Here is an 18,640-nt window from a genome sequence, read left to right as displayed (position 1 = left end):
TTTATCCCCAGGTGTAACCTGCATGAATACCGCCAAACGCATCTATAACGTCTTATTCATCTCCGTCTTTGCCACCATGCTCGGGCTCGGTGTCGTCAGCCCGCTCCTCCCCATATACGCGGAGAACCTGGGTGCGACCGGTATCTGGCTCGGCATCATCTTCTCGGCCTTCGCGCTCTCCCGGTCGATCTTCATGCCCATCATCGGGCGGATATCGGACCGGCAGGGGAGAAAATGGATCATCCTCATCGGTATGTTCTCCTACGCGGCCGCGTCGCTCGCCTACCTCATCGCCGACAGTGTCTACTCGCTCACGGCCGTCCGCTTTGCTCACGGGCTCGCATCGGCCATGGTCGTCCCGATAGCCATGGCCTACATCGCGGACTTCTCGGAGAAGGGAAAGGAGGGGAGCCGGATGGGGAATTTCTCCATCTCGATGTTCCTCGGCATGGGGGTGGGACCGCTCCTCGGCGGTTTCCTGAACGATGCGTTCGGGATGGACTCGGTCTTCTACGCCATGGCCGGGCTCTCGGCGTTCGCCACACTCCTCGTCGGCGTCTCCCTCCCGGAGGCAAAGCCGGGTTCGTTCACGGTCCCGGACGGGAAACCCGTCCCGATGGGTTCGGTCCTCACGCTACCGAGCATGCGGGGAATTATCGTCTTCACCTTCATCAACGCCCTCGGCCGCGGGGGCATGATGGTCTTCATCCCGGTATTCGCCCCGCTGATCGCGATCAGTCCCTTCGAGGTGGGCATCGTCCTCTCCGCCAACACCTTCCTGATGGCACTCCTCCAGGTGCCGATCGGGAGGGTCACCGACACCGGGAACAAGGTCGCCCTGATCGTCGCGGGTTCGGCCATAGCAGCGGTAGCGCTCGCCGCAATCCCCTTCTCCGGGTCGTTCTGGCCCCTGCTCGCGGCCACCTCCCTCATCGGCGTCGGGGGGGCCATCCAGCAGCCGGCCATCATGGCCCTGACGGTCGATGCAGGCCGGGCCATCGGGATGGGGACCTCGATGGGTGCCTACAATACGGTCTTTGGGGTCGGCATGATCATCGCACCGCTGATAGGGGGCGTGTTCATGGACGTTGTCGGCGTCGACGCCGTCTTCTACGTGGGCGGGGCGATAAGTCTCCTCGGGACCGGGATCTTCGCCCTGGTGATGCGGAGGAGCGCCCGGGAAGGCACCGGCGGAGATCCCGGGCCCGGATAGGCCACCCGCTCCTCATGCCCCCGGTACCGCCGGGTGAAATACCGACATACCCCTTCTGATGCCGTGGAACACTCACTTGTCTGACTGAAAAACGGTATTCCGGCCGTAAACTTCTCCCCCACATGGGAAACCATTATATAGTCGATTCACCATCATGGGTTACAATGGCGCGCGGATGGAAACGCGCCGGAATCGCCACGATGAACGCCTGCAGGGCGACCGGATGACCTCCCGGATACACCCCGCAACCCACGGACGGGCATCCGCCCGGCACAAGTGACACGGTACAACAGCATGGCCCCCTGCAAGAATGCACCGCTGCTCCCGGCCGCCCCCCCTGTAGCCCGGTGTACGCTTCGTGCCCGCGGTCCTGCCCCTCTCTTCGCGCTCGCCCTCCCGTCCGGTCTTTCGGAGGAGGTCCTGACCTCCCTGGGGCTCTTGATCGCCGAACTGCTCCTCGTCGGCATCGCCTTCGGGCTGCTCGGCGTCTGGCTCAAGGAGCGGGAAGTGGCCGCCCGCATCGCCGGCATGGATGCAAGTTTCGAGGGCATCAAGACAGTGGGCAGCGTTCCGCCCCGCCTCCCCGCAATCGGGGGCGACCCGGTCTCGCGGTTTGTCGACGAGGTCAACCTGATGCTCGACGAACTGGAACGCTCCCGGCGGGATCTCCGGGAGAGCAGGGACCGGTACCGTCTCCTCTTCGATAGCGGGAACGATTTCCTGCTCGTATGCGCAATCGGGAGGGAGGGGACGCCCTACCGGATACTGGATGCAAACGCACTCGCCTGCCGGTGCCTGGGGTATGCCCGGGAAGAACTCTTCTCCATCGCTCCCGGGTCGGTTATCCTCATCAGGAGCGACTTCAAGAGACACGACCAACGCCTGCATTCCGCCGACCTGATTCCCCGGGAGGGCGAGCGGATTCCCGTCGAGGCGAGCATCCACCGCATCACCCTCGGGGGCACGCCGGCCATCCTCGTCATCGCCCGGGATGTGACGGAGAGGCGGCGGGCCGAGAAGGAGCTGATGGACTACCGCTACCGTCTGGAAGAACTGGTGACGCAGCGGACCGACGAACTCCGGGCGGCAAACGAAAGTCTCAGGCACGAGATGAGAGAACGAGAGAGGATGGAGCGGGAGAGGATGGAGGCATACCGGCAGATCGAGAGGAACATCGAGCAGTTCGCGGTCCTGACCGACCACATCCGAAACCCCCTCCAGGTCGTCCAGGGAATGGCCGACCTCATCGATGATCCGCGGGCAGAGAAGATCCAGGAGCAGGTCAGGCAGATCAAGGCGATCCTCCGGCAGCTCGACGAAGGGTGGGTGGAGTCGGAGAAGGTGCGGGAGTACCTGGAGAGGTACCGGTAGTCAAGAAGGTCAAAGGACGAAAGCGAGGGAAAAGCCCGTACAGTGGACCGTGGGGGAAGCGCACCTTTGGTGCTCAAACTGCGCCTGCCCTTCGGGCACGCATCGTTTATCGCCACGGGGGAGTGCGACTGGCCGAAGGGCAGGAGCACGAGCACCGTTAGGTGCGAGGGGACAGGGGAGGGGGGCACGCCCCCCTCCCCGTCAGCCCCACCCCTCATGGCGATATCCACTGGAAATCCGTGCACGGTGCAAACAACACCCCGAAGAAAAGAAGTTCGAGACAGTCCCCAGACATCAAGCAAGCGATCTGGAGACGTTTGAAGAGTTAACTCAAGTCCCTACGCCGTCTTCTCCTCGGCACACTCGAGTTCCGCGACGATCTCGGCCGCATCGTCCATCCGCCGGACCAGGTCCTTGATCTCGATCAGGCGCTCGGCGCCGATGAAGTGTTCGGCCATCACCCGGGCCATATCGGTGAGTTCGATACGCCCCGCCCGCCGCCGGACCAGCCCGTAGTCGAGGAGCGTCGGGAGGGCCGGCTCCAGCGTCCCGACCATCGAATGGGTCATCTTGATGACCTGCTGCTCGTCGCCGCCGCAGACGACGGCGTTCGCGACGAACTCCTCCGTGCTCTGCTCCATGTCGTACTCGGGAGCGACCTCCTCCATCTCGCCCCGCAGGAGGCCGACGGCGACCTCCTCCTCGGTCTTTCCGGACGTCCGGGAGTAGGACCCGCCGGGTTCCGCCATGATGACCACCCGGCCGAGGTCGTGGAAGTCCGGCCGGCCGGCCCGGCCCATCATCTGGTGGAACTCCTGGACGGTGAGCCACTGGATGCCCATCGCAAGGGCGTCGAAGATCACCTGGGACGCCGGGAAATCGACGCCGGCAGCAAGCGCCGCCGTGGTCACCACGGCGGCGATCTCCCCGCTTGCAAACCGCCGCTCCACGTCGCGGCGTTCCTGGGAGGTCAGCCCCGCATGGTAGGGTGCGGCGTTCTTGCCGAGGGCATCGGCGATGACATGGCAGCGGGCCCGGGAGTTGGTGAAGACGATCGTCTGGCCCCGGTAGCCCTTGGACGACCGCACCTTGTACTCCTCGACGACCATCTGCTTGATGAACCCGATCTTCTTGGACCGCTCCACGAAGATGAGGTGGCGCTCGAGCGGGACCGGCCGGTCCGCGTAGCGGACCAGGTTCGCCCGGAGTTTCTCTGCGAGCAGCCCGGGGAGCCCGATCGTCGCCGAGAGGTAGAGGAACTGAGCGTCGGGAGCGACGTGCTTGAGCCGGGCGATCAGCCCGTCGAGACGGTGGCCCCGCTCCGGGTCCTCGAGCATCTGGACCTCGTCGATGACGACGGTCCCGATGTCCTTTAAGGATCTTCCGGTCCTGAGAGCGTGGTCGATCCCCTCGTAGGTCCCCACCACCACGGGGGCGTTGACGTCACGGTCTCCCGCCGGGCGGGTCTCGGGGAGGTTGAGGCGGCTCATCCCGACCTGCAGGGTGACCCGGACAAGGTGGCCGTAGCGGTCGCGGAACCGCTGGTACTTCTGGTTCGCGAGCGCGACCAGCGGGACCAGGAAGAGTGTCCTTCCCCGCCCTTCGAGGAAGTTCTTCATCCCGGCCATCTCCCCGATGAAGGTCTTGCCGCTCGCGGTGGCCGAGACGACGAGGAGATGCTGCCCCTCGAGGAGGCCGTCCTGGACGGCGAGCTGCTGGACGGGCATCAGGTACTCGACCCCGGCGGCCTTCGCGAACGCGGGAGGCAGGGGGAGGTCGGTGATATGGGTCGTCTTCTGGACCTCGTGCGCCTCGAGCCGGTCAAAGAGGGTCCGTTTCCGGTCGGGATGGTCGGGCCCCACCGACGCCAGCACCCGGTCGAGGTCACGAACCTGTACGAGAAGTTTCTCGAGATGGACGAGCACCGAGCCGCCGAACTTCCCCAGGTAGCCGAGTTCCCGCCGCATCTCGCGCTTCGCGCAGTCCATGCAGATCCACTCCCCGCCATACCTGACACCGGTCGTCTTGTCGACGGGTACGAACCGGTCCTCGAGCTGGCAGTACCGGCAGATGCTGACCCTTGACGATGGAATCTGGAGGTCGGCAAGGAACGACTCGAACTCCGGGCTCTTCGCCGCAAGGTGCACTGAGGAACGGCGCAGCAGCGTGATCAGGTCCCGGGTGGGAGTGGGCTTGAGTTGTTTGCCCCGCCGGCGCATCTTGAAGTTCTTGGGCCGCTGGCCCTTCGGGGTCGCGGTCAGGTCGACGAATCCGGAGCCTTCGACGCGGCCGCCTTCGATAAACAGCAGTTTATACGTGCCTTTCTGAGGCTGGACGATAACCTTCATGGTGCGATCAGGTCGTGAATCGTGTAGGTGAGCCCCACCGTCTCCAGTCGTTTGAGGAAATCGGTGAACTCCTCGTCGACGATAAGTATTGCGCACTCCCGGCCGTGGAATGCCGCCTCGATGACCCCCTCCCGGGAGCCGAAGAACATATCCGGCTCGATATCCGCCTTCCTGAGGGCCACGTAGGACTCGAGGCCCACGGCGGCCACCATCTCCACGTCCCGGACGGCATTCCGGAGGAGTTCCGTAGAGACCTGCCGGGACCCGCCCCGTTCCACCCGCGGCACCTTGCAGACATGGATGAGGCCTTCCTCATGCTTGATGATGCCGTTCAACCGGGCGACGCCGAGATCTTCCCCGGGCCGGGCGTCCATGGTCGCGAGGCCGGTGGCGCTCTGCTCCTCTTCCGTCGCATAAAGCCACCCGTCCCGCATGAAGACGCCGACCGTGTCTCCCTTCCGGATCTCGTCCCGGGCGATGGCCGTCCAGACCGCCACCTGCTGGATGATATCCCGGTTGATGTGGCGGGCATAGGACTCGAGCGCCTCGGCGTGCCGCAGGACCCACTCGATCCCGCTCTTCGTCACCTCGTACCGCCCCCGGCCGTGGGCGGTGACCAGTCCTTCATCCACGAGTTCCCGGATGTACTCGGAGACGGCCTGGGGTGTCACGCCGAGTTTCCCGGCGATCTCCTGCTGGCGGACGGCCGGCTGGTGTTCGGCGATCTCCACCAGGATCTGGAACCGGGTGGCCTCCCGTTTGCTGCGCAGGATGACGTAGAGCGGGTCGTCAGTGAAGCCGGTCAAGCAGCACCATTCCCTGCCCTTTCACGTCGAGGCCGGGGATCCTTTTCGCCAGTCCCTTGATGAAGGTAGGACTGACCCCATATTTTCGGGATATATCGCCGATTGAGGTGGTCCCGGCCACGATCTCCCGTTCGACCGAGTCCACGATCGTACGGAGGCCCTCGTCGTTTGAGACGGCGATATGCAGCAGGTCCCCGATATCGCCCATAGAACACTGAAAACTCGCTCTGAACTTGCTGTATGTCGCCCGGTATTCCTTCGTCGGCTTCTCTCCGGGCTTGGGCATCCGCCACTGTTCTTCGATCAGGTTTCCCTTCTTGAGGATAGAGAGGCACTCGGTCACCGTCGATGTCCCGGCATACGTCTCGAGATCCTCCTCGGTCAGCCAGGCCTTGTTTAAGAGTTCGTAGATCTTCTTGTAATCGGAATTATTGAACGTTATGAGAAGAGGAACCAGTTCCACCGGATCGTTAAGAATTTTAATATGTCCCGTCACTGCGATACCCTATTGTTATATCGTTGTATAACTCCATAAATTTTTGCTGAAATTTCAATGCGTACACGTGGCACTATCATCATCCGGGGCATCGTCCAGGGGGTCGGATTTCGCCCCTTTGTCTATGCAAAGGCGCGGGAATTCGGGATCACCGGGACCGTCAAAAACCTCGGGAGCGAGGTGGAGATCCATGCATCCGGGGACCGCTTCGAGGAGTTCCTGGAGGCCGTTTCGAAAGGTACGCCGTTATCCCAAATAGATTCCGTAGATGTCCAGAATCTGCGCGAAAGCCCAACCGAAGGGTTTACGATCCTGGAGAGTGGTTCCGGGAGCCTCTCGGGATTCATCCCGACCGACGTCGCCACCTGTGACGACTGCATCGCCGATATCTTCACGGCGGGGGGACGGTATGAAGGCTACTGGGCTACGTCCTGCGTCAACTGCGGCCCGCGGTACAGCATCATCAACGCCATCCCCTACGACCGGGAGCGGACATCGATGACGGAGTACCCGGTCTGCCCCGCCTGCGGGAGCGAGTACGCCGACCCGTCGTGCCGGCGCCACCACGCCCAGACGATCGCATGTGCGGCATGCGGACCACACCTCGCTCTCTTCAGGGCCGACGTGACGCCGGTCGAGACGGCAGACCCCGTCCGGGAAGCGGCGACCCTCCTCGACGCCGGCTCGATCGTCGCCATCCGGGGGATCGGGGGGTTCCATATCGCCTGCACCGAAGAGGCGGCAGGGAAACTCAAACGCCGCCTGGGCCGGACGGAGCAGCCGCTCGCGGTGATGGCAACCCCGGAGGAGGTCGAGCGGATCGCGGTCGTATCGGACGAGGAGCGGCGGATCCTGCATTCCCGGGAACGGCCGATCGTGGTGCTCGAGAAGCGGAACCCCGCATCCCACCTGGCAATCTCGAGCCTGCACACCATCGGGTGCATGCTCCCCTACACCGGGCTGCACCACCTCCTCTTCGCCAACCTCGCCCACCCGCTCCTCGTGATGACGAGCGCGAACCTGCCGGGCTACCCGATGATCACCGATCTCGAGACCGCTCTCGAGCGGCTCCCGGGACAGGTGGACTACGTCCTCACCCATAACCGTCGGATCGTCAACCGGTGCGACGACTCCGTCGTCAGGGACGGCTACATCATCCGCCTATCGAGGGGCCTCGCCCCGAAGCGGACGGCGATCGACCTCGGCGGCGCGTGCATCCTCGGCGTCGGTCCGGAGCTGAACGCGAACATCTCCGTCTACCGGAGCGGTTTCTGCATCACCTCTCCCCACGTCGGGAACGTCAGGAACCCCCAGACCCTCGCCTACCTGCAGGAGACGGCGGAGAAGATCGGAGGACTCACCGGTGCCCGGTACGACCGCGTCGTCCACGACCTCCATCCGCAGTTCCTCTCGACTCGCTACGCGAGGGAGGTTGCAGAGGCAGCCGGGGCGGAACTCCTCGCTGTCCAGCACCACCGGGCACATATAGCGGCCGCGACCAGGGAGGAGTGCGTCGGGATCGCCATAGACGGCGTGGGTTACGGCGACGACGCCACGATCTGGGGCGGCGAGATCTTCGCCGGGAAGGTCCCCCATCTGGACCGGGTCGCCCACCTCGAGGTCGTCCCGATGCCGGGCGGCGACCTCGCCACCCGGTTCCCGGAGCGGATGCTCTACGGCATCCTGCCGACGTCCGGGGTCCGGGATCTTCTGGCGTCACGAGGCTGGAGCGATATTGAACTCGCGGTCCTCACCCGGCAGGTGGAGCGGGGATTGAACGTCGCCGCCACCTCGAGCACCGGCAGGGTTCTCGACGCCGCCGCGGCCCTCCTCGGGATCTGCCGGGAACGGACCTACGACGGGGAGCCGGCGATGAAACTCGAGTCGGCGGCGTATGCCGGGAAACCCTCGGCCTGGGACCTCGACTTCCTGCGCGGCGACGACGGCTGCGAGGTTCTCTCGACCCGCTCGCTCCTCGCGGAGGCCTGCCGGCGGTCGGCCGCCGGCGACCGGGCAGGAGACATCGCCGCATCGTTCCAGTACAACCTCTCCCGCGGCGTCGCCGCGATGGCCGTCCGGGCGGCAGAGGAACGTGGGATCCCCCGGGTGGTGCTCTCGGGCGGGGTGGCCTACAACCGGGCGATCCGGGAGACGATCCGGGATGAAATCCGGGCCGCCGGGCTCGAGTTCATCATCAACCGGGACTATCCCCTCGGCGACGGGTGCATCAGTTTCGGGCAGGTGGTATACGGGGGGAGCGTGGAGGAGTGAGAGGGGCCGTATGCACCGGGCCGTAGCCTGACGGGCAGGCATCTCCTTTCTTCGCAGAATACCGGTGACCGCCGGCTCGCAGCCGTTTTCCCCGCCATTTGGCGACCCATGCTTCGCAGCGACGCGGTACCGGGGCGATGGCGGCAAAAGAGTCTTGAGAATGATACAACAGCGGGGCGTCCCGGAATTCCTGAAAATAACCGGCCCGTCCGGTTCGTCGAACGCGAAAGAAAAAGAGTTTAGCCGAAGAGGGCGCCGAGACCGGCCATGCCGCTCTCTTCTTCCTCTTCCTTCTTCCCCTCTTCCTCAGCCTCTTCCTCGGCTGCGGGTGCGGCGGCTGCAGGGGCAGCGGCTGCGGGTGCAGCGGCGACAGGCGCGACGGCGGCCTTGCTGATGGCCTCCTCGATGTTCACGTCCTCGAGTGCGGCGACGAGCGCCTTCACGCGGGCATCCTGGACGGCGACACCGGCCGCGTTCAGGACAGCAGTCACATTCTCTTCAGTTACATCTTTGCCTGCGTTGTGCAGGAGCAGTGCAGCGTAGATATACTCCATAGTTCATTCACCTGTAATTTTCTTTGAAATGTATTAGCCGAAGAGGGCACCGAGACCGGCCATGCCGCTCTCTTCCTCCTCCTCCTTCTTCTCCTCTTCCGTCTCCTCTTCCTCGGGCTTTGCCTCGACAGCTGCCGGGGCCGCTGCGGGTGCCGCAGCGGTCGCAGCCGAGGCTGCCTTCAGGGTCGCCTCATCGAGCTCGAACCCACGGCCTGCCGCCGCGAGCGCGACGACCAGCATCTCCCGCTGTGCCCGCCCGATGATCAGGTCGACGATATCCTTCTCGTAGATGCTCGCCTCGACGCCCACGTTCCGGGCTTCGCGTACCGCCTTGCCGATGATGGCGCCGACGGTCAGCGGGGTCGGGATGACGGCATTGACCGAGAGGTTGAACGCCTGCTGGGCCGCAAGCACGATGTTGTTGACGTAGGCCTCTTCATCGATAGCCAGGAGATCCGGCGTGAAGATGGTCTCGCGATAGTATGCGGCCTGCAGGATGAGGCCGACGTCCATCGGCTTGACGCCGAGTTTCACGAGGGCTTCCGCAACCTTCCTGTTGATGACCTCGCCCTTCTTCACGACGGTCTTCGTCTCGCGAATCTTGACCTTTCCACCCTCGATGGCTGCGGGAATGCCCACCTGCTGAAGCTCGCCGACGATCGGACCGGGCTTGAAGCTGGTCGGACCCTTCGGGACGATGATATCCTCGGGAGCGGTCTCGCCGGGCTTTGCCGCCATCTTCGTCTTGGTCTGTTCAAGCAGCTTGAAGAGCTTGAACGGGTTCTCGTTCGTGAAGATCAGGGCGCTCTGGCCTTCGGCGTGGTCGTTTAAGGCCGCGACGCTGCCGCCGAGCTCGTTTAGAGCGTGCTCGATCAGCGTGTTCCGGGCCATCTTCACCCTCGCCGTGCCGCGGAGGTTCCGCCGGATATGCTGGATCTGCGAGGCAGGAATGCCGTACATGTCCACAACGCCGACGAGCGTGTGCTCCTCGATACCGCGCTTGATCTCGTCGACCTCGTCCTTCTTCCACTTGGGCAGGTGATGCGTATAAAGTGCCATCAGACCACCCTCACTGCCGGTCCCATGGTTGTCTTCACGTAGACCGAGTGGATGTTCAGTGCCCCGCTCTCCAGGACGGCCTCGACCCTGTGAAGGACGGCGTCGATGTTCTCGGCGATCTCCGCGGGCTCCATCCCGGAAGTTCCGACCTTCGTGTGGAAGACCTTCTTGTCCTTCGTCCGGATCTTCACGGAACTGCGCAGACGCTGAACGATGGGCCGGATATCCATTCCCTGCGGAACCGGCATCGGCATCCGCCCGCGCGGGCCAAGCCTGACACCGAGATAACGGCCGACGAGAGGCATCATTGCCGTCTCGGCAAGGAAGAACCGGTACTCTTCCGCCACCTTACGCGCTTCCCGGGGTTCTCCCCCGAGCCGCTCGATCTCCTCAGGTCCGATGATGAGCTCCACATTCACCTCTTTTGCCTGGGTGACAATGTCGCCCTTCCCGAGAACGGCGATCTTGACGTTGTCAAAACCGTTCGGGAGGAGAATCGTCTCATCGATACGATTCTTGGGCTGGGACATATCGATATTCCTGAGGTTGACGGTGATATCCACGCTCTCCTTGAACTTCCGTTCCGGAGCCTTCTCCAGTGCCGTCTTCACGGCTTTCTGTATACTGGTTTTATCAACCATCCTTTGCCTCCATAGTACACGACCTCATGATCTTCTATGGTTGTCTGACATCTATGCGACGAGCACGCCGTCGTACTCCCCGTTATTGATGGCCTGGATCATCTCGCGGGGTTTTCTCCCCTCGACGGTGACACCAACGCTCACGCACGTTCCAACGACCTCTTTGACTGCCGATTTCAGATCGTACGAGAGCATGTCATCAAATTTCATACGGGCAATACGAACGGCGGCCTCCAGCGGCAGGTCTCCCGCCACCAAAGCACCCGGCTCTGCCGAGCCCTTCCCGATACCGGCCTCTTTCATTACGAGAGCCGTCGTGGGCGGAATGCCCACCTCAATCGTGAAGTTCCGCTTATCGTCGACCGTGACCGTCACCGGCACCTGCATGCCGTTGAAGTCCGCTGTCTTTTTGTTGATCTCGTCGACGACAGCCTTCACGTTGATACCGAGAGGACCGAGCGCAGGCCCGAGAGGCGGACCTGCTGTTGCCTTGCCACCGGGTACCAATACCTCGACCGTTTCTGCCATACAAGTTCACCAGCTTATTCCTCAGGGGAATAGTTGCCTGGGTTATCTAAGGTCATCGTAAGAGGATTTAAAGTACAGTGCCCGGTGGTTCCGCTCCGGCACCCGGACCCGGCACAAGCAGGCGCGACCGGGGGATGTAAAACGCATCGCCGGCGGTGCAACGGCCCGTGCCCGGGCAAAAAGAAGAGGGGGTGATATTAGCTGGCGTCTTCCGACCGCTCCACGACGCGGACGGAGTCGCCGCGAACCGTGATCGGAATGGGGACCATGCTCTCGTACAGTTCGACCGTGATCTCTTCCTTCCCGGTATCGATACGCTTGACGACCGCCTTCTCGCCCTTGAACGGGCCGGCGATGATCTCGACGATGGTGCCCTCGGTAATGCCGCTGACCACCGGTTTGGGGACCAGGAAGTGTTCTACCTCGGAGAGAGCGGTCGAGCCCTGCACCACCGCGCGCGCATGGGGGATCAACTCCACCAGCTGCTCTATCCGGGCGATGGAGTCAGGACTCTCCACAAGGACGTAACCTTTCAGTTCCTCGGGAACCATGACGGCCATCACGTGGATGTCTTTTTGCTCCCTCGTCACCTTCTCGATGTTGTCGGCTACCGTCCGCTCCTGTTTCGCGGTCGTCTTGATCGCATAGACTCTGTTTGCGCTCTCAGCCATATCCATCATTTGGGCAATACCAGCAGGATTTCGTATATGATAAAGCCGACAAGGCCGATGAGCATGATCCCGGCCGCCGCCACGATGGCGATCTTGGAGAACTCGTCGCGAGTCGGCGTCCGTGCCAGCTTCAGCACGCGCCAGTACTTCTTGAAGAGCTCCTCCTCGATCTTGAACGACTTTACTTCCTCCAGCGTCTCTTTATAATCCATCATACCGGCTCACTTCAAGAAGTCGATCTCAAACTGTTTCATCATGCGTGGCATACTCTTTTCGTTTCTCCCATATATTTGTGGTGACCGGACACCGGTGACGACGAGAAGCGTCCGCATCTTGCCCTGCATATCGGGATCGACCTGGGCCCCCCAGATGATACGGGCATCGGGGTCGATGCGGTCGTAGACCTCCTGGATGACGCCTTCGGCCTCGGACATCGTCATATCGGGTCCGCCGACCACGTTGACGAGCGCCGCGGTCGCCCCGGAGATATCGACATCGAGCAGCGGGGAGCGCAGCGCCTTCTTGACCGAGTCGGCGGCTTTGTCCTCACTGTCGCTCTCGCCCATCCCGATCATCGCGACGCCTCCCCGCTCCATGACGGTCCGGACATCGGCGAAATCGAGGTTCACGAGCCCGGGCATCGTAATCAGCTCGGTGATGCCCTTGACCGCCCGCATCAGCACCTCGTCAGAGACCTTGAAGGCGGCGTGGAGCGGAAGCCGGGGCACGACCTCGAGCAGGCGGTCGTTGGGGACGACGATGACGGTATCCGCCACTTCGCGAAGCCGCTCAAGGCCCGCTTCGGCGTTCTGACCCCGGATAGCGCCTTCGGCCGTGAACGGCAGGGTGACCACGGCGATGGTCAGTGCGCCCTCTTCCCGGGCGGATTTCGCGACCACGGGTGCGGAGCCGGTGCCGGTGCCGCCCCCGAGGCCGGTGGTGATGAAGACCATGTCGCACCCCTCGACGGCCCGCTTGATGTCGTCCTCGTTCTCGAGGGCCGCCTCCTCGCCGACCTGGGGGATCGAGCCTGCACCAAGGCCGCGGGTCCTCTGTCTTCCGATGAGAATACGGGTCTCGGCCCGTGTCCGGATAAGGTGCTGGGCGTCGGTGTTGAGAGCGATCAGCCTCGCCCCGTTGATGCCTTCCTCCGCCATCCGGGTCACCGTGTTCGAACCGCCGCCTCCGCACCCGACGACTGCGATCTCAGTCCGGAGCTCCATGAGGATGTCCTCAAGATCCTTGTCGACCTCTATGGGCTCAGCAAAGCGCTGCTCCTCTCGCGCCCGTGAAAGTGCCTCTTCTACGATGGATTTCATATGTATCTCTCCAATCCCGGGATATGTATCCTCTTTGCGCTGGTTGTCTGCACTGCATCGGGTGTGATCTTCCGTCCCTCGATCTCAACCGCTTTCCCGCCGGCAAGCATGGCGAAGAGCGGCCCTTTCGGGACCCCGTGTCTGCGCGCCTTCTCGGGGTCGAACCGCACCTTCCGGAGGACGAGGTGATCACCGTCGATAACAGCATTTTTACAGATAAGTAAGAGTTTTACACACAGGGTAGTTATATCACTTGCGAGTCGGGACGACCCATTTTCAAAGCAGATGAACGTCGATAACACTTCCGTGGATCCATTCGAGAGATGGACGGCCGGCAATGGGTCGAGACCGTTGAGAAACCCGGACTTATCGGTTTTTACCGTCTCTTCAATCAGATCGGGGATTATCCGCACCGCAACGGGGGTTCCCTCTCCTGTAAGATCGTGGATATGGATGCGTGACCCGGGGGCGATCTCTTCGGCGAGAGCCCGGACCGCAAGGTAGGTGGCCCACTCGAGGCCCGAGGCCGCGAGGATCTCCGACTCGGAGAGGAGGAGAATCCCCGCGTCGTCGAGCATCCGCTCGATCCGCCCGATCTGGTCGGTAGAGAGCGATTTTTTATCGATGTAGGCGGCCACGGCAGAGCCCGCCTCCTGCATCATCCGGAGAAGACCGGGATTGATGGCGCCGATCTGCCGCGTCGGCACGATGTGGCCGAAGGCGCCCCGGGAGGAGAGGGCAATCCCGGTCTGCCGCACGGCGTAGTGGGTCCCACCAAAGCCGATAAGGTTGATCGTCTCCAGTGGGGCCGCGGAGAGGATGCTCTCCGCAACCGCTCTCCCTGCGGCCGGATCGGCCCATTCCGTGGCGGTGGACCCGATCTCGACGAAGAGCGACGGCGTCGCGAGCGCCGTCGGGCCGTGGTGCGTCACCTCGTAGGAGACCCGGTAGCCCTCCGGGGCCCGGGCGGCGAGGTTTCGCAGGATGGCGTGCATCCAGGCGGGGGCTGCCGGCGCGAGCGTTCCCGGTTCCCCGCCGAGATCGGCGGCCTCGTAGTTGCCGGTTACGTGCACGGTCAGGGCGGGCGTCGGCTGCGCACTCGAGTGCCGGGAGATGAAGATGATGAGGTCGGCATCGACCCCCTCGTCGACCTGTTCCTGGTATATCAGTCGTCCGTCGATCTCGTGGAACGTCAGCAGATGGTGTTCCGCAAGCGGCCACCGCCCGCCCGCCGCGAGCAGGGTCCGGAGGTGGTGCCTGATAGCCGCCCCGGCAATGTCCTGTTTTGAGTTGATCAGCGCGATCCGCATCGGGTACGTACATGGGCGGGATGCATGCTAAATGATAGTGCTTGATTGACCCTCCACAGTAAATCCTATCTCTCTGCAGGCAGATCATGTGTGTACTATGGACGAAGAGAAGATACGGAAAGCATTCGAGGCGTACGGTATAACAGACGAGATCACCTGCCCCCAGGCCTTCGAGATATCGGAGAAGTACAGCATCCCGAAGATGGACATCGCCCGGTACTGCAACCAGCGCGAACCGAGAATTAAGATCCGGGGCTGTCAGCTGGGCTGCTTCAGATGAGCCTCTTCCTGGAGGTCGTACCCGTCAGCGAGGCCGTAGAGGTCGTGCGGAGGATCGCGCCTCCACCCGGGTGCGAGGAGGTCCCGCTCGAAGACGCCCTCCATCGTGTCCTCGCGAGGGACATCCATGCCGATATCGACATCCCGGGGTTCGACCGTTCGACGGTAGACGGCTACGCGGTCGCCGCGGCCGAGACCATCGGGGCCTCCGAGGCCATCCCGGCGATGCTCCAGTGCCGGGGCCGGGTCGGGATGGGAAATGCGGATGCCGGGAGCATATCCCCGGGATCGTGCCGGTACGTCCCTACCGGCGGCGCGCTCCCGGGGGGTGCCGACGCGGTGGTGATGATCGAGCACGCCGAGCAGATCGGGGACGATATCCTGATGCAACGCCCGGTAGCACCCGGTGAGAATGTAGTCTTCCGGGGTGAGGATTTCGCGGCCGGGAAAGGAGTCCTCGCGCGGGGCCGCGTGCTTTCGCCCCGGGAGATCGGGGTCGCCGCAGCGGTCGGCGCCGACCGGGTATGTGTGGTGACGAGCCCCAGGATCGGGATCATATCCACGGGGAACGAACTCGTCCCCGTCGTCGAGACGCCGGGGCCGGGCGAGGTGCGGGACGCGAACTCCTACCTTGCCGGCGCCTTCGTGACGGAGCGGGGCTGCCACCCGGTCTACTTTGGGATCGTCAGGGACGAGCGGGCGGTACTGAAGAGAGCGGTCTCTTCGGCGCTCGAGAGGTGCGATGCGGTTCTGGTCTCGGGAGGGTCCTCGAAGGATGAACGGGACAACACCGCAGCGGTCATCGCGGAACTCGGCGAGGTGCTGGTGCACGGGATCGCCCTCGCGCCCGGAAAGCCCACCATCATCGGGACGGCGCGGGGAAAGCCGGTCATCGGGCTCCCCGGCCACCCGGCCTCGGCCTTCGTCGTGCTCGTCGCCGTCGTCGATCACCTGCTCGCGGCGATGCGGCAGACCGCCGTCTCCCGGCGGACCGTCCGCGCACGGCTGACACAGAACGTTCCCTCCGCCCGCGGGCGGGAAGATTACGTCCGGGTCGCTCTCAGGGACGGCGGGGCCGTGCCGGTCTTCGGGAAGTCGGGGCTCCTCAACACCCTGGTGCAGAGCGAGGGGCTGGTGCGTGTCCCGGCGTCGAGCGAGGGGTTCGAGGTCGGCGAGGAGGTGGAGGTGATCCTGTGGTGAAACGCTACCTCTCGGTCATAACGCTCGCTGAAGCCCGGGCACTCGTGGAACGCTCTTTTTCGGCGGTGCCGGGAGTCGTCCGGATCCCGGTGACCGCCGGGGCGGTGGGAAGGATAACCGCCGCGCCGATATTCGCCCGGTTCTCGGTCCCCGCCATCCACATCTCGGCGATGGACGGGATCGCGGTCAGGAGCGCCGATACTATCGGGGCAAGCGAACAGCGCCCGGTGACCCTCCCGGATGCGGCGAGGGTCAATACGGGGAACATCGTTCCCCCCGGCTACGACGCGGTGATCATGATCGAGGATGTCTGGGTCGGGTCGAAGTCTGACGACTTCTCTCGCTCCGCTCCCACGGAACGTCGCGACGGCGAGACATACACCATCAGAAAGCCGGTCAGCCCCTGGCAGCACGTCCGCCCGGTCGGCGAGGATATCGGCGAGTCGGAGATGATCCTCCCCTCCAACCACCGGATCCGGCCGCATGACACAGGAGCGCTCGCGAACTACGGGGTCACGGAGGTTGCGGTCAAAAACGTCCGGGCGGGCCTGATCCCCACCGGGAGCGAACTCGTGCCGGCAGGCGAGATGCCCCCGCCCGGGAAGGTCGTGGAGAGCAACACCCTGATGGCCGCGGCCGTCCTCGCGGAGACGGGTGCACAGACGCACCGCTACCCCATCGTCCCGGACGACTACGACCGGATCCGGGACGCCGTCCGGCGCGGCGTCGCGGAGAACGACATCCTGCTCGTCTCGGCCGGCTCGTCCGCCGGGACCCGCGACTATACCGCCGATATCGTCCGGGATCTCGGCGAGGTGCTGGCGCACGGGGTCGCCATCAAGCCGGGAAAGCCGGTGATCATCGGCAGGATCGAGGGAAAGCCGGTGATCGGTCTCCCCGGCTATCCCCTTGCCGCGGCAACCGTGCTCCGCGAGATCGTCCTGCCGCTCGTCGCCCGCTACGGCCTTCCGGTCCGCGAACCGGAGCAGGTCGCCGCCCGGCTGACCACGAGCCTCCACTCCGATATCGGGACCGACGAGTTCGTCCTCCTCTCGGCAGGCAGGATCGGTGAGCGCTGGGTTGCGGTCCCGCAATCACGGGGCGCGGGAGTCCAGATGAGTGCTGTGCGGGCGAACGGCTACCTGCAGATCCCGTCACAGAAAGAGGGTGCCGAGGCCGGGGAGACCCTCGACGTCCGGCTCACGGTCCCCCGCGCGGAGGCGGAGGAGGCGGTGCTCGTCACCGGCAGCCACGACCCGGCCCTCGACTACCTGGCCGATCTGGTGAGGCCGCGAGGCGTCGATATCCATTCCACCCATGCCGGGAGCATGGGCGGGGTGATCGCGTTAAAAAAGCAGGAGTGCCACGCGGCCCCGATGCACCTCCTCGCCCCCGACGGCACCTACAACACCCATTACCTGGAGCGCTATATGCCGGGCGCCGACCTCGTCCTCCTCTGCGTGGCACAGCGCCAGCAGGGGGTCATCTCGCGCGACGGACTCGGGTTCGACGACCTGCCCGGGCGGACGTTCATCAACCGGCAGAAGGGGTCCGGGACCAGGATGCTCCTCGACCACCATCTCGCGGAGCACGGCATCGACCCGGCGTCCATCCCGGGCTACGGGCGCGAGGCGACGACACACCTTGCGGTGGCCCTCGCGGTCCGGACCGGGGAGGCGGACGCAGGTGTTGGGGTCTACAGCGCCGCGAAGGCGCTCGGTCTCGCGTTCGTCCCGGTGGCGACGGAGCGCTACGAACTCGTGATGCACCGCGAGATGCTCGACGACCCCCGGATCGCGGCCCTTGTCGAGACCGTCGCGGGAGAGGCGTTCAGGCAGATTCTCCGGGATCTCGGGGGCTACGAGACGGGCGAGACAGGCGTGCTGCGCGAACTGCAAGGATGACCGCCTCCTCGGGCGTCGCGCAGGCCATCACCCCCTCTATCTTCCAGGTCAGGAGACCGAACACCGGTTTGCCCGTCTTGAGGCTGACTGCGATCTCCGAGAGCGTGCCGTAGCCTCCCCCGACGGCGATCACCGCGTCCGCCGAGTTGACGAGGACGACGTTCCTCGCGTGGCCCATCCCGGTGCGGACCACCACGTCGAGGTAGGCGTTCCCGTCCCCGGTGTCCGGGAGAATGCCGACGGTCGTTCCGCCGGCCTCTTTTGCGCCCCTGCAGACGGCCTCCATCACCCCCCCGAGGCCACCGCAGCAGACGGTCTCGCGGTTGCCGGCGATGAGGTAGCCGATGGTCTCCGCCGCTTCGTACTCTTCCCCGGAGCAGTTCCCTCTCCCGATGACTGCGATCTGCATGGTGGGGAAGTCGGGGGGTTAGGGGATAAAGGGCTGGGCGGGGTGGAGAAAAGAGGGGGGAGCGATACGCCCAGGGTGGTCATGCTTTTTTTACGGGCCACTGGATGTGATTCAGATTTTCGAGGTTAGAGCTCCTGTTCTCGAAATTCAAAGGTTCTCTCATACTCCCTCAGGTCACACTTAGCATCTCCGGCGATCATACGCCGGACCCACAGCCCGTCGTAACTCTGTACACGGATTCCGAGGGGACTGCGCACCTTC

At 64.0% G+C, this 18,640-nt stretch carries 18 protein-coding genes; 6 read left to right on the top strand and 12 right to left on the bottom strand.

Annotation, left to right across the window (positions count from 1 at the left end):
- Positions 1-22: 22 nt before the first annotated feature.
- A complete protein-coding gene (locus tag DIC75_RS03645) occupies positions 23-1,213 on the top strand; it encodes an MFS transporter (RefSeq protein WP_250986641.1) in 1,191 nt (396 codons plus the stop codon).
- A gap of 294 nt (positions 1,214-1,507) precedes the next feature.
- Positions 1,508-2,584, top strand: a complete 1,077-nt coding sequence (locus tag DIC75_RS03640; protein WP_250986640.1) for a PAS domain S-box protein — start codon at positions 1,508-1,510, stop codon at positions 2,582-2,584.
- Positions 2,585-2,922: 338 nt separating this feature from the next.
- Here the strand turns inward: DIC75_RS03640 and DIC75_RS03635 are convergent, their stop codons facing one another.
- From DIC75_RS03635 to DIC75_RS03625, 3 genes are read right to left on the bottom strand one after another with little or no spacing between them, the layout of a single operon-like run.
- On the bottom strand, positions 2,923-4,932 hold the full coding sequence (locus DIC75_RS03635) for a DEAD/DEAH box helicase (protein WP_250986639.1): 2,010 nt from the start codon (positions 4,930-4,932) through the stop codon (positions 2,923-2,925).
- Positions 4,929-5,738, bottom strand: coding sequence for a DUF7839 domain-containing protein (locus DIC75_RS03630; protein ID WP_250986638.1), 810 nt, complete (start codon positions 5,736-5,738; stop codon positions 4,929-4,931). Before DIC75_RS03630 ends, DIC75_RS03635 begins: the two co-directional genes overlap by 4 nt.
- Entirely contained in the window at positions 5,722-6,234 is a 513-nt protein-coding gene (locus DIC75_RS03625) for an ArsR family transcriptional regulator (RefSeq protein WP_250986637.1), read from the bottom strand. The genes DIC75_RS03630 and DIC75_RS03625 overlap by 17 nt, the downstream gene beginning before the upstream one ends.
- 57 nt (positions 6,235-6,291) lie before the next feature.
- On the opposite strand from DIC75_RS03625, the gene hypF reads away from it, so the two are divergent.
- Positions 6,292-8,505, top strand: coding sequence for a carbamoyltransferase HypF (gene hypF, locus DIC75_RS03620; RefSeq protein ID WP_250986636.1), 2,214 nt, complete (start codon positions 6,292-6,294; stop codon positions 8,503-8,505).
- A 239-nt stretch (positions 8,506-8,744) separates the two neighbouring features.
- Here the strand turns inward: hypF and rpl12p are convergent, their stop codons facing one another.
- From rpl12p to DIC75_RS03580, 8 genes are all read right to left on the bottom strand, one after another.
- Complete coding sequence (gene rpl12p / locus DIC75_RS03615; protein WP_250986635.1) at positions 8,745-9,059, bottom strand: 50S ribosomal protein P1; 315 nt, start codon at positions 9,057-9,059, stop codon at positions 8,745-8,747.
- Positions 9,060-9,092: 33 nt separating this feature from the next.
- Positions 9,093-10,118 (bottom strand): 50S ribosomal protein L10, encoded by a 1,026-nt coding sequence (locus tag DIC75_RS03610; protein WP_250986634.1) that lies wholly within the window; start codon positions 10,116-10,118, stop codon positions 9,093-9,095.
- Positions 10,118-10,759 carry a 50S ribosomal protein L1 gene (locus DIC75_RS03605; RefSeq protein WP_250986633.1) on the bottom strand — a complete coding sequence of 214 codons (642 nt, stop codon included), beginning with the start codon at positions 10,757-10,759 and terminating at the stop codon, positions 10,118-10,120. The genes DIC75_RS03610 and DIC75_RS03605 overlap by 1 nt, the downstream gene beginning before the upstream one ends.
- A 51-nt stretch (positions 10,760-10,810) precedes the next feature.
- On the bottom strand, positions 10,811-11,287 hold the full coding sequence (locus DIC75_RS03600; RefSeq protein WP_250986632.1) for a 50S ribosomal protein L11: 477 nt from the start codon (positions 11,285-11,287) through the stop codon (positions 10,811-10,813).
- A gap of 197 nt (positions 11,288-11,484) precedes the next feature.
- A complete protein-coding gene (locus tag DIC75_RS03595; RefSeq protein WP_250986959.1) occupies positions 11,485-11,958 on the bottom strand; it encodes a transcription elongation factor Spt5 in 474 nt (157 codons plus the stop codon).
- A 5-nt stretch (positions 11,959-11,963) separates the two neighbouring features.
- A complete protein-coding gene (locus DIC75_RS03590; RefSeq protein WP_250986631.1) occupies positions 11,964-12,173 on the bottom strand; it encodes a protein translocase SEC61 complex subunit gamma in 210 nt (69 codons plus the stop codon).
- 6 nt (positions 12,174-12,179) lie between these two features.
- Positions 12,180-13,277, bottom strand: a complete 1,098-nt coding sequence (gene ftsZ, locus DIC75_RS03585; RefSeq protein ID WP_250986630.1) for a cell division protein FtsZ — start codon at positions 13,275-13,277, stop codon at positions 12,180-12,182.
- A complete protein-coding gene (locus tag DIC75_RS03580; RefSeq protein WP_250986629.1) occupies positions 13,274-14,587 on the bottom strand; it encodes a D-aminoacyl-tRNA deacylase in 1,314 nt (437 codons plus the stop codon). The genes ftsZ and DIC75_RS03580 overlap by 4 nt, the downstream gene beginning before the upstream one ends.
- Positions 14,588-14,684: 97 nt before the next feature.
- Between DIC75_RS03580 and DIC75_RS03575 the strand changes: the two genes are divergently transcribed.
- From DIC75_RS03575 to DIC75_RS03565, 3 genes are read left to right on the top strand one after another with little or no spacing between them, the layout of a single operon-like run.
- A complete protein-coding gene (locus DIC75_RS03575; RefSeq protein ID WP_250986628.1) occupies positions 14,685-14,867 on the top strand; it encodes a hypothetical protein in 183 nt (60 codons plus the stop codon).
- Entirely contained in the window at positions 14,864-16,066 is a 1,203-nt protein-coding gene (locus DIC75_RS03570; RefSeq protein ID WP_250986627.1) for a molybdopterin molybdotransferase MoeA, read from the top strand. Before DIC75_RS03575 ends, DIC75_RS03570 begins: the two co-directional genes overlap by 4 nt.
- Entirely contained in the window at positions 16,060-17,970 is a 1,911-nt protein-coding gene (locus DIC75_RS03565; protein WP_250986626.1) for a molybdopterin biosynthesis protein, read from the top strand. Before DIC75_RS03570 ends, DIC75_RS03565 begins: the two co-directional genes overlap by 7 nt.
- On the opposite strand, the gene DIC75_RS03560 is transcribed toward DIC75_RS03565, so the two are convergent.
- Positions 17,897-18,379: a TIGR00725 family protein gene (locus DIC75_RS03560; RefSeq protein WP_250986625.1), complete on the bottom strand. Its 483-nt coding sequence runs from the start codon at positions 18,377-18,379 to the stop codon at positions 17,897-17,899. The two genes, DIC75_RS03565 and DIC75_RS03560, sit on opposite strands and share 74 nt — an antisense overlap.
- Positions 18,380-18,640: the final 261 nt, after the last annotated feature.

Source organism: Methanoculleus oceani (assembly GCF_023702065.1).
GTDB classification, from domain to species: Archaea; Halobacteriota; Methanomicrobia; order Methanomicrobiales; family Methanoculleaceae; genus Methanoculleus; species Methanoculleus oceani.
Note: the sequence above shows the minus strand (reverse complement) of the source record. Positions and strands in the feature narration are given on the sequence as shown.

Bases quoted from the DNA above. Each gene is read 5' to 3' on its own strand.
- DIC75_RS03645 (WP_250986641.1), top strand. From the start codon at position 23: ATGAATACCGCCAAACGCATCTATAACGTCTTATTCATCTCCGTCTTT.
- DIC75_RS03640 (WP_250986640.1), top strand. From the start codon at position 1,508: ATGGCCCCCTGCAAGAATGCACCGCTGCTCCCGGCCGCCCCCCCTGTA.
- DIC75_RS03635 (WP_250986639.1), bottom strand. From the start codon at position 4,932: ATGAAGGTTATCGTCCAGCCTCAGAAAGGCACGTATAAACTGCTGTTT.
- hypF (WP_250986636.1), top strand. From the start codon at position 6,292: ATGCGTACACGTGGCACTATCATCATCCGGGGCATCGTCCAGGGGGTC.
- rpl12p (WP_250986635.1), bottom strand. From the start codon at position 9,059: ATGGAGTATATCTACGCTGCACTGCTCCTGCACAACGCAGGCAAAGAT.
- DIC75_RS03610 (WP_250986634.1), bottom strand. From the start codon at position 10,118: ATGGCACTTTATACGCATCACCTGCCCAAGTGGAAGAAGGACGAGGTC.
- DIC75_RS03605 (WP_250986633.1), bottom strand. From the start codon at position 10,759: ATGGTTGATAAAACCAGTATACAGAAAGCCGTGAAGACGGCACTGGAG.
- DIC75_RS03600 (WP_250986632.1), bottom strand. From the start codon at position 11,287: ATGGCAGAAACGGTCGAGGTATTGGTACCCGGTGGCAAGGCAACAGCA.
- DIC75_RS03595 (WP_250986959.1), bottom strand. From the start codon at position 11,958: ATGGCTGAGAGCGCAAACAGAGTCTATGCGATCAAGACGACCGCGAAA.
- DIC75_RS03590 (WP_250986631.1), bottom strand. From the start codon at position 12,173: ATGATGGATTATAAAGAGACGCTGGAGGAAGTAAAGTCGTTCAAGATC.
- ftsZ (WP_250986630.1), bottom strand. From the start codon at position 13,277: ATGAAATCCATCGTAGAAGAGGCACTTTCACGGGCGCGAGAGGAGCAG.
- DIC75_RS03580 (WP_250986629.1), bottom strand. From the start codon at position 14,587: ATGCGGATCGCGCTGATCAACTCAAAACAGGACATTGCCGGGGCGGCT.
- DIC75_RS03575 (WP_250986628.1), top strand. From the start codon at position 14,685: ATGGACGAAGAGAAGATACGGAAAGCATTCGAGGCGTACGGTATAACA.
- DIC75_RS03570 (WP_250986627.1), top strand. From the start codon at position 14,864: ATGAGCCTCTTCCTGGAGGTCGTACCCGTCAGCGAGGCCGTAGAGGTC.
- DIC75_RS03560 (WP_250986625.1), bottom strand. From the start codon at position 18,379: ATGCAGATCGCAGTCATCGGGAGAGGGAACTGCTCCGGGGAAGAGTAC.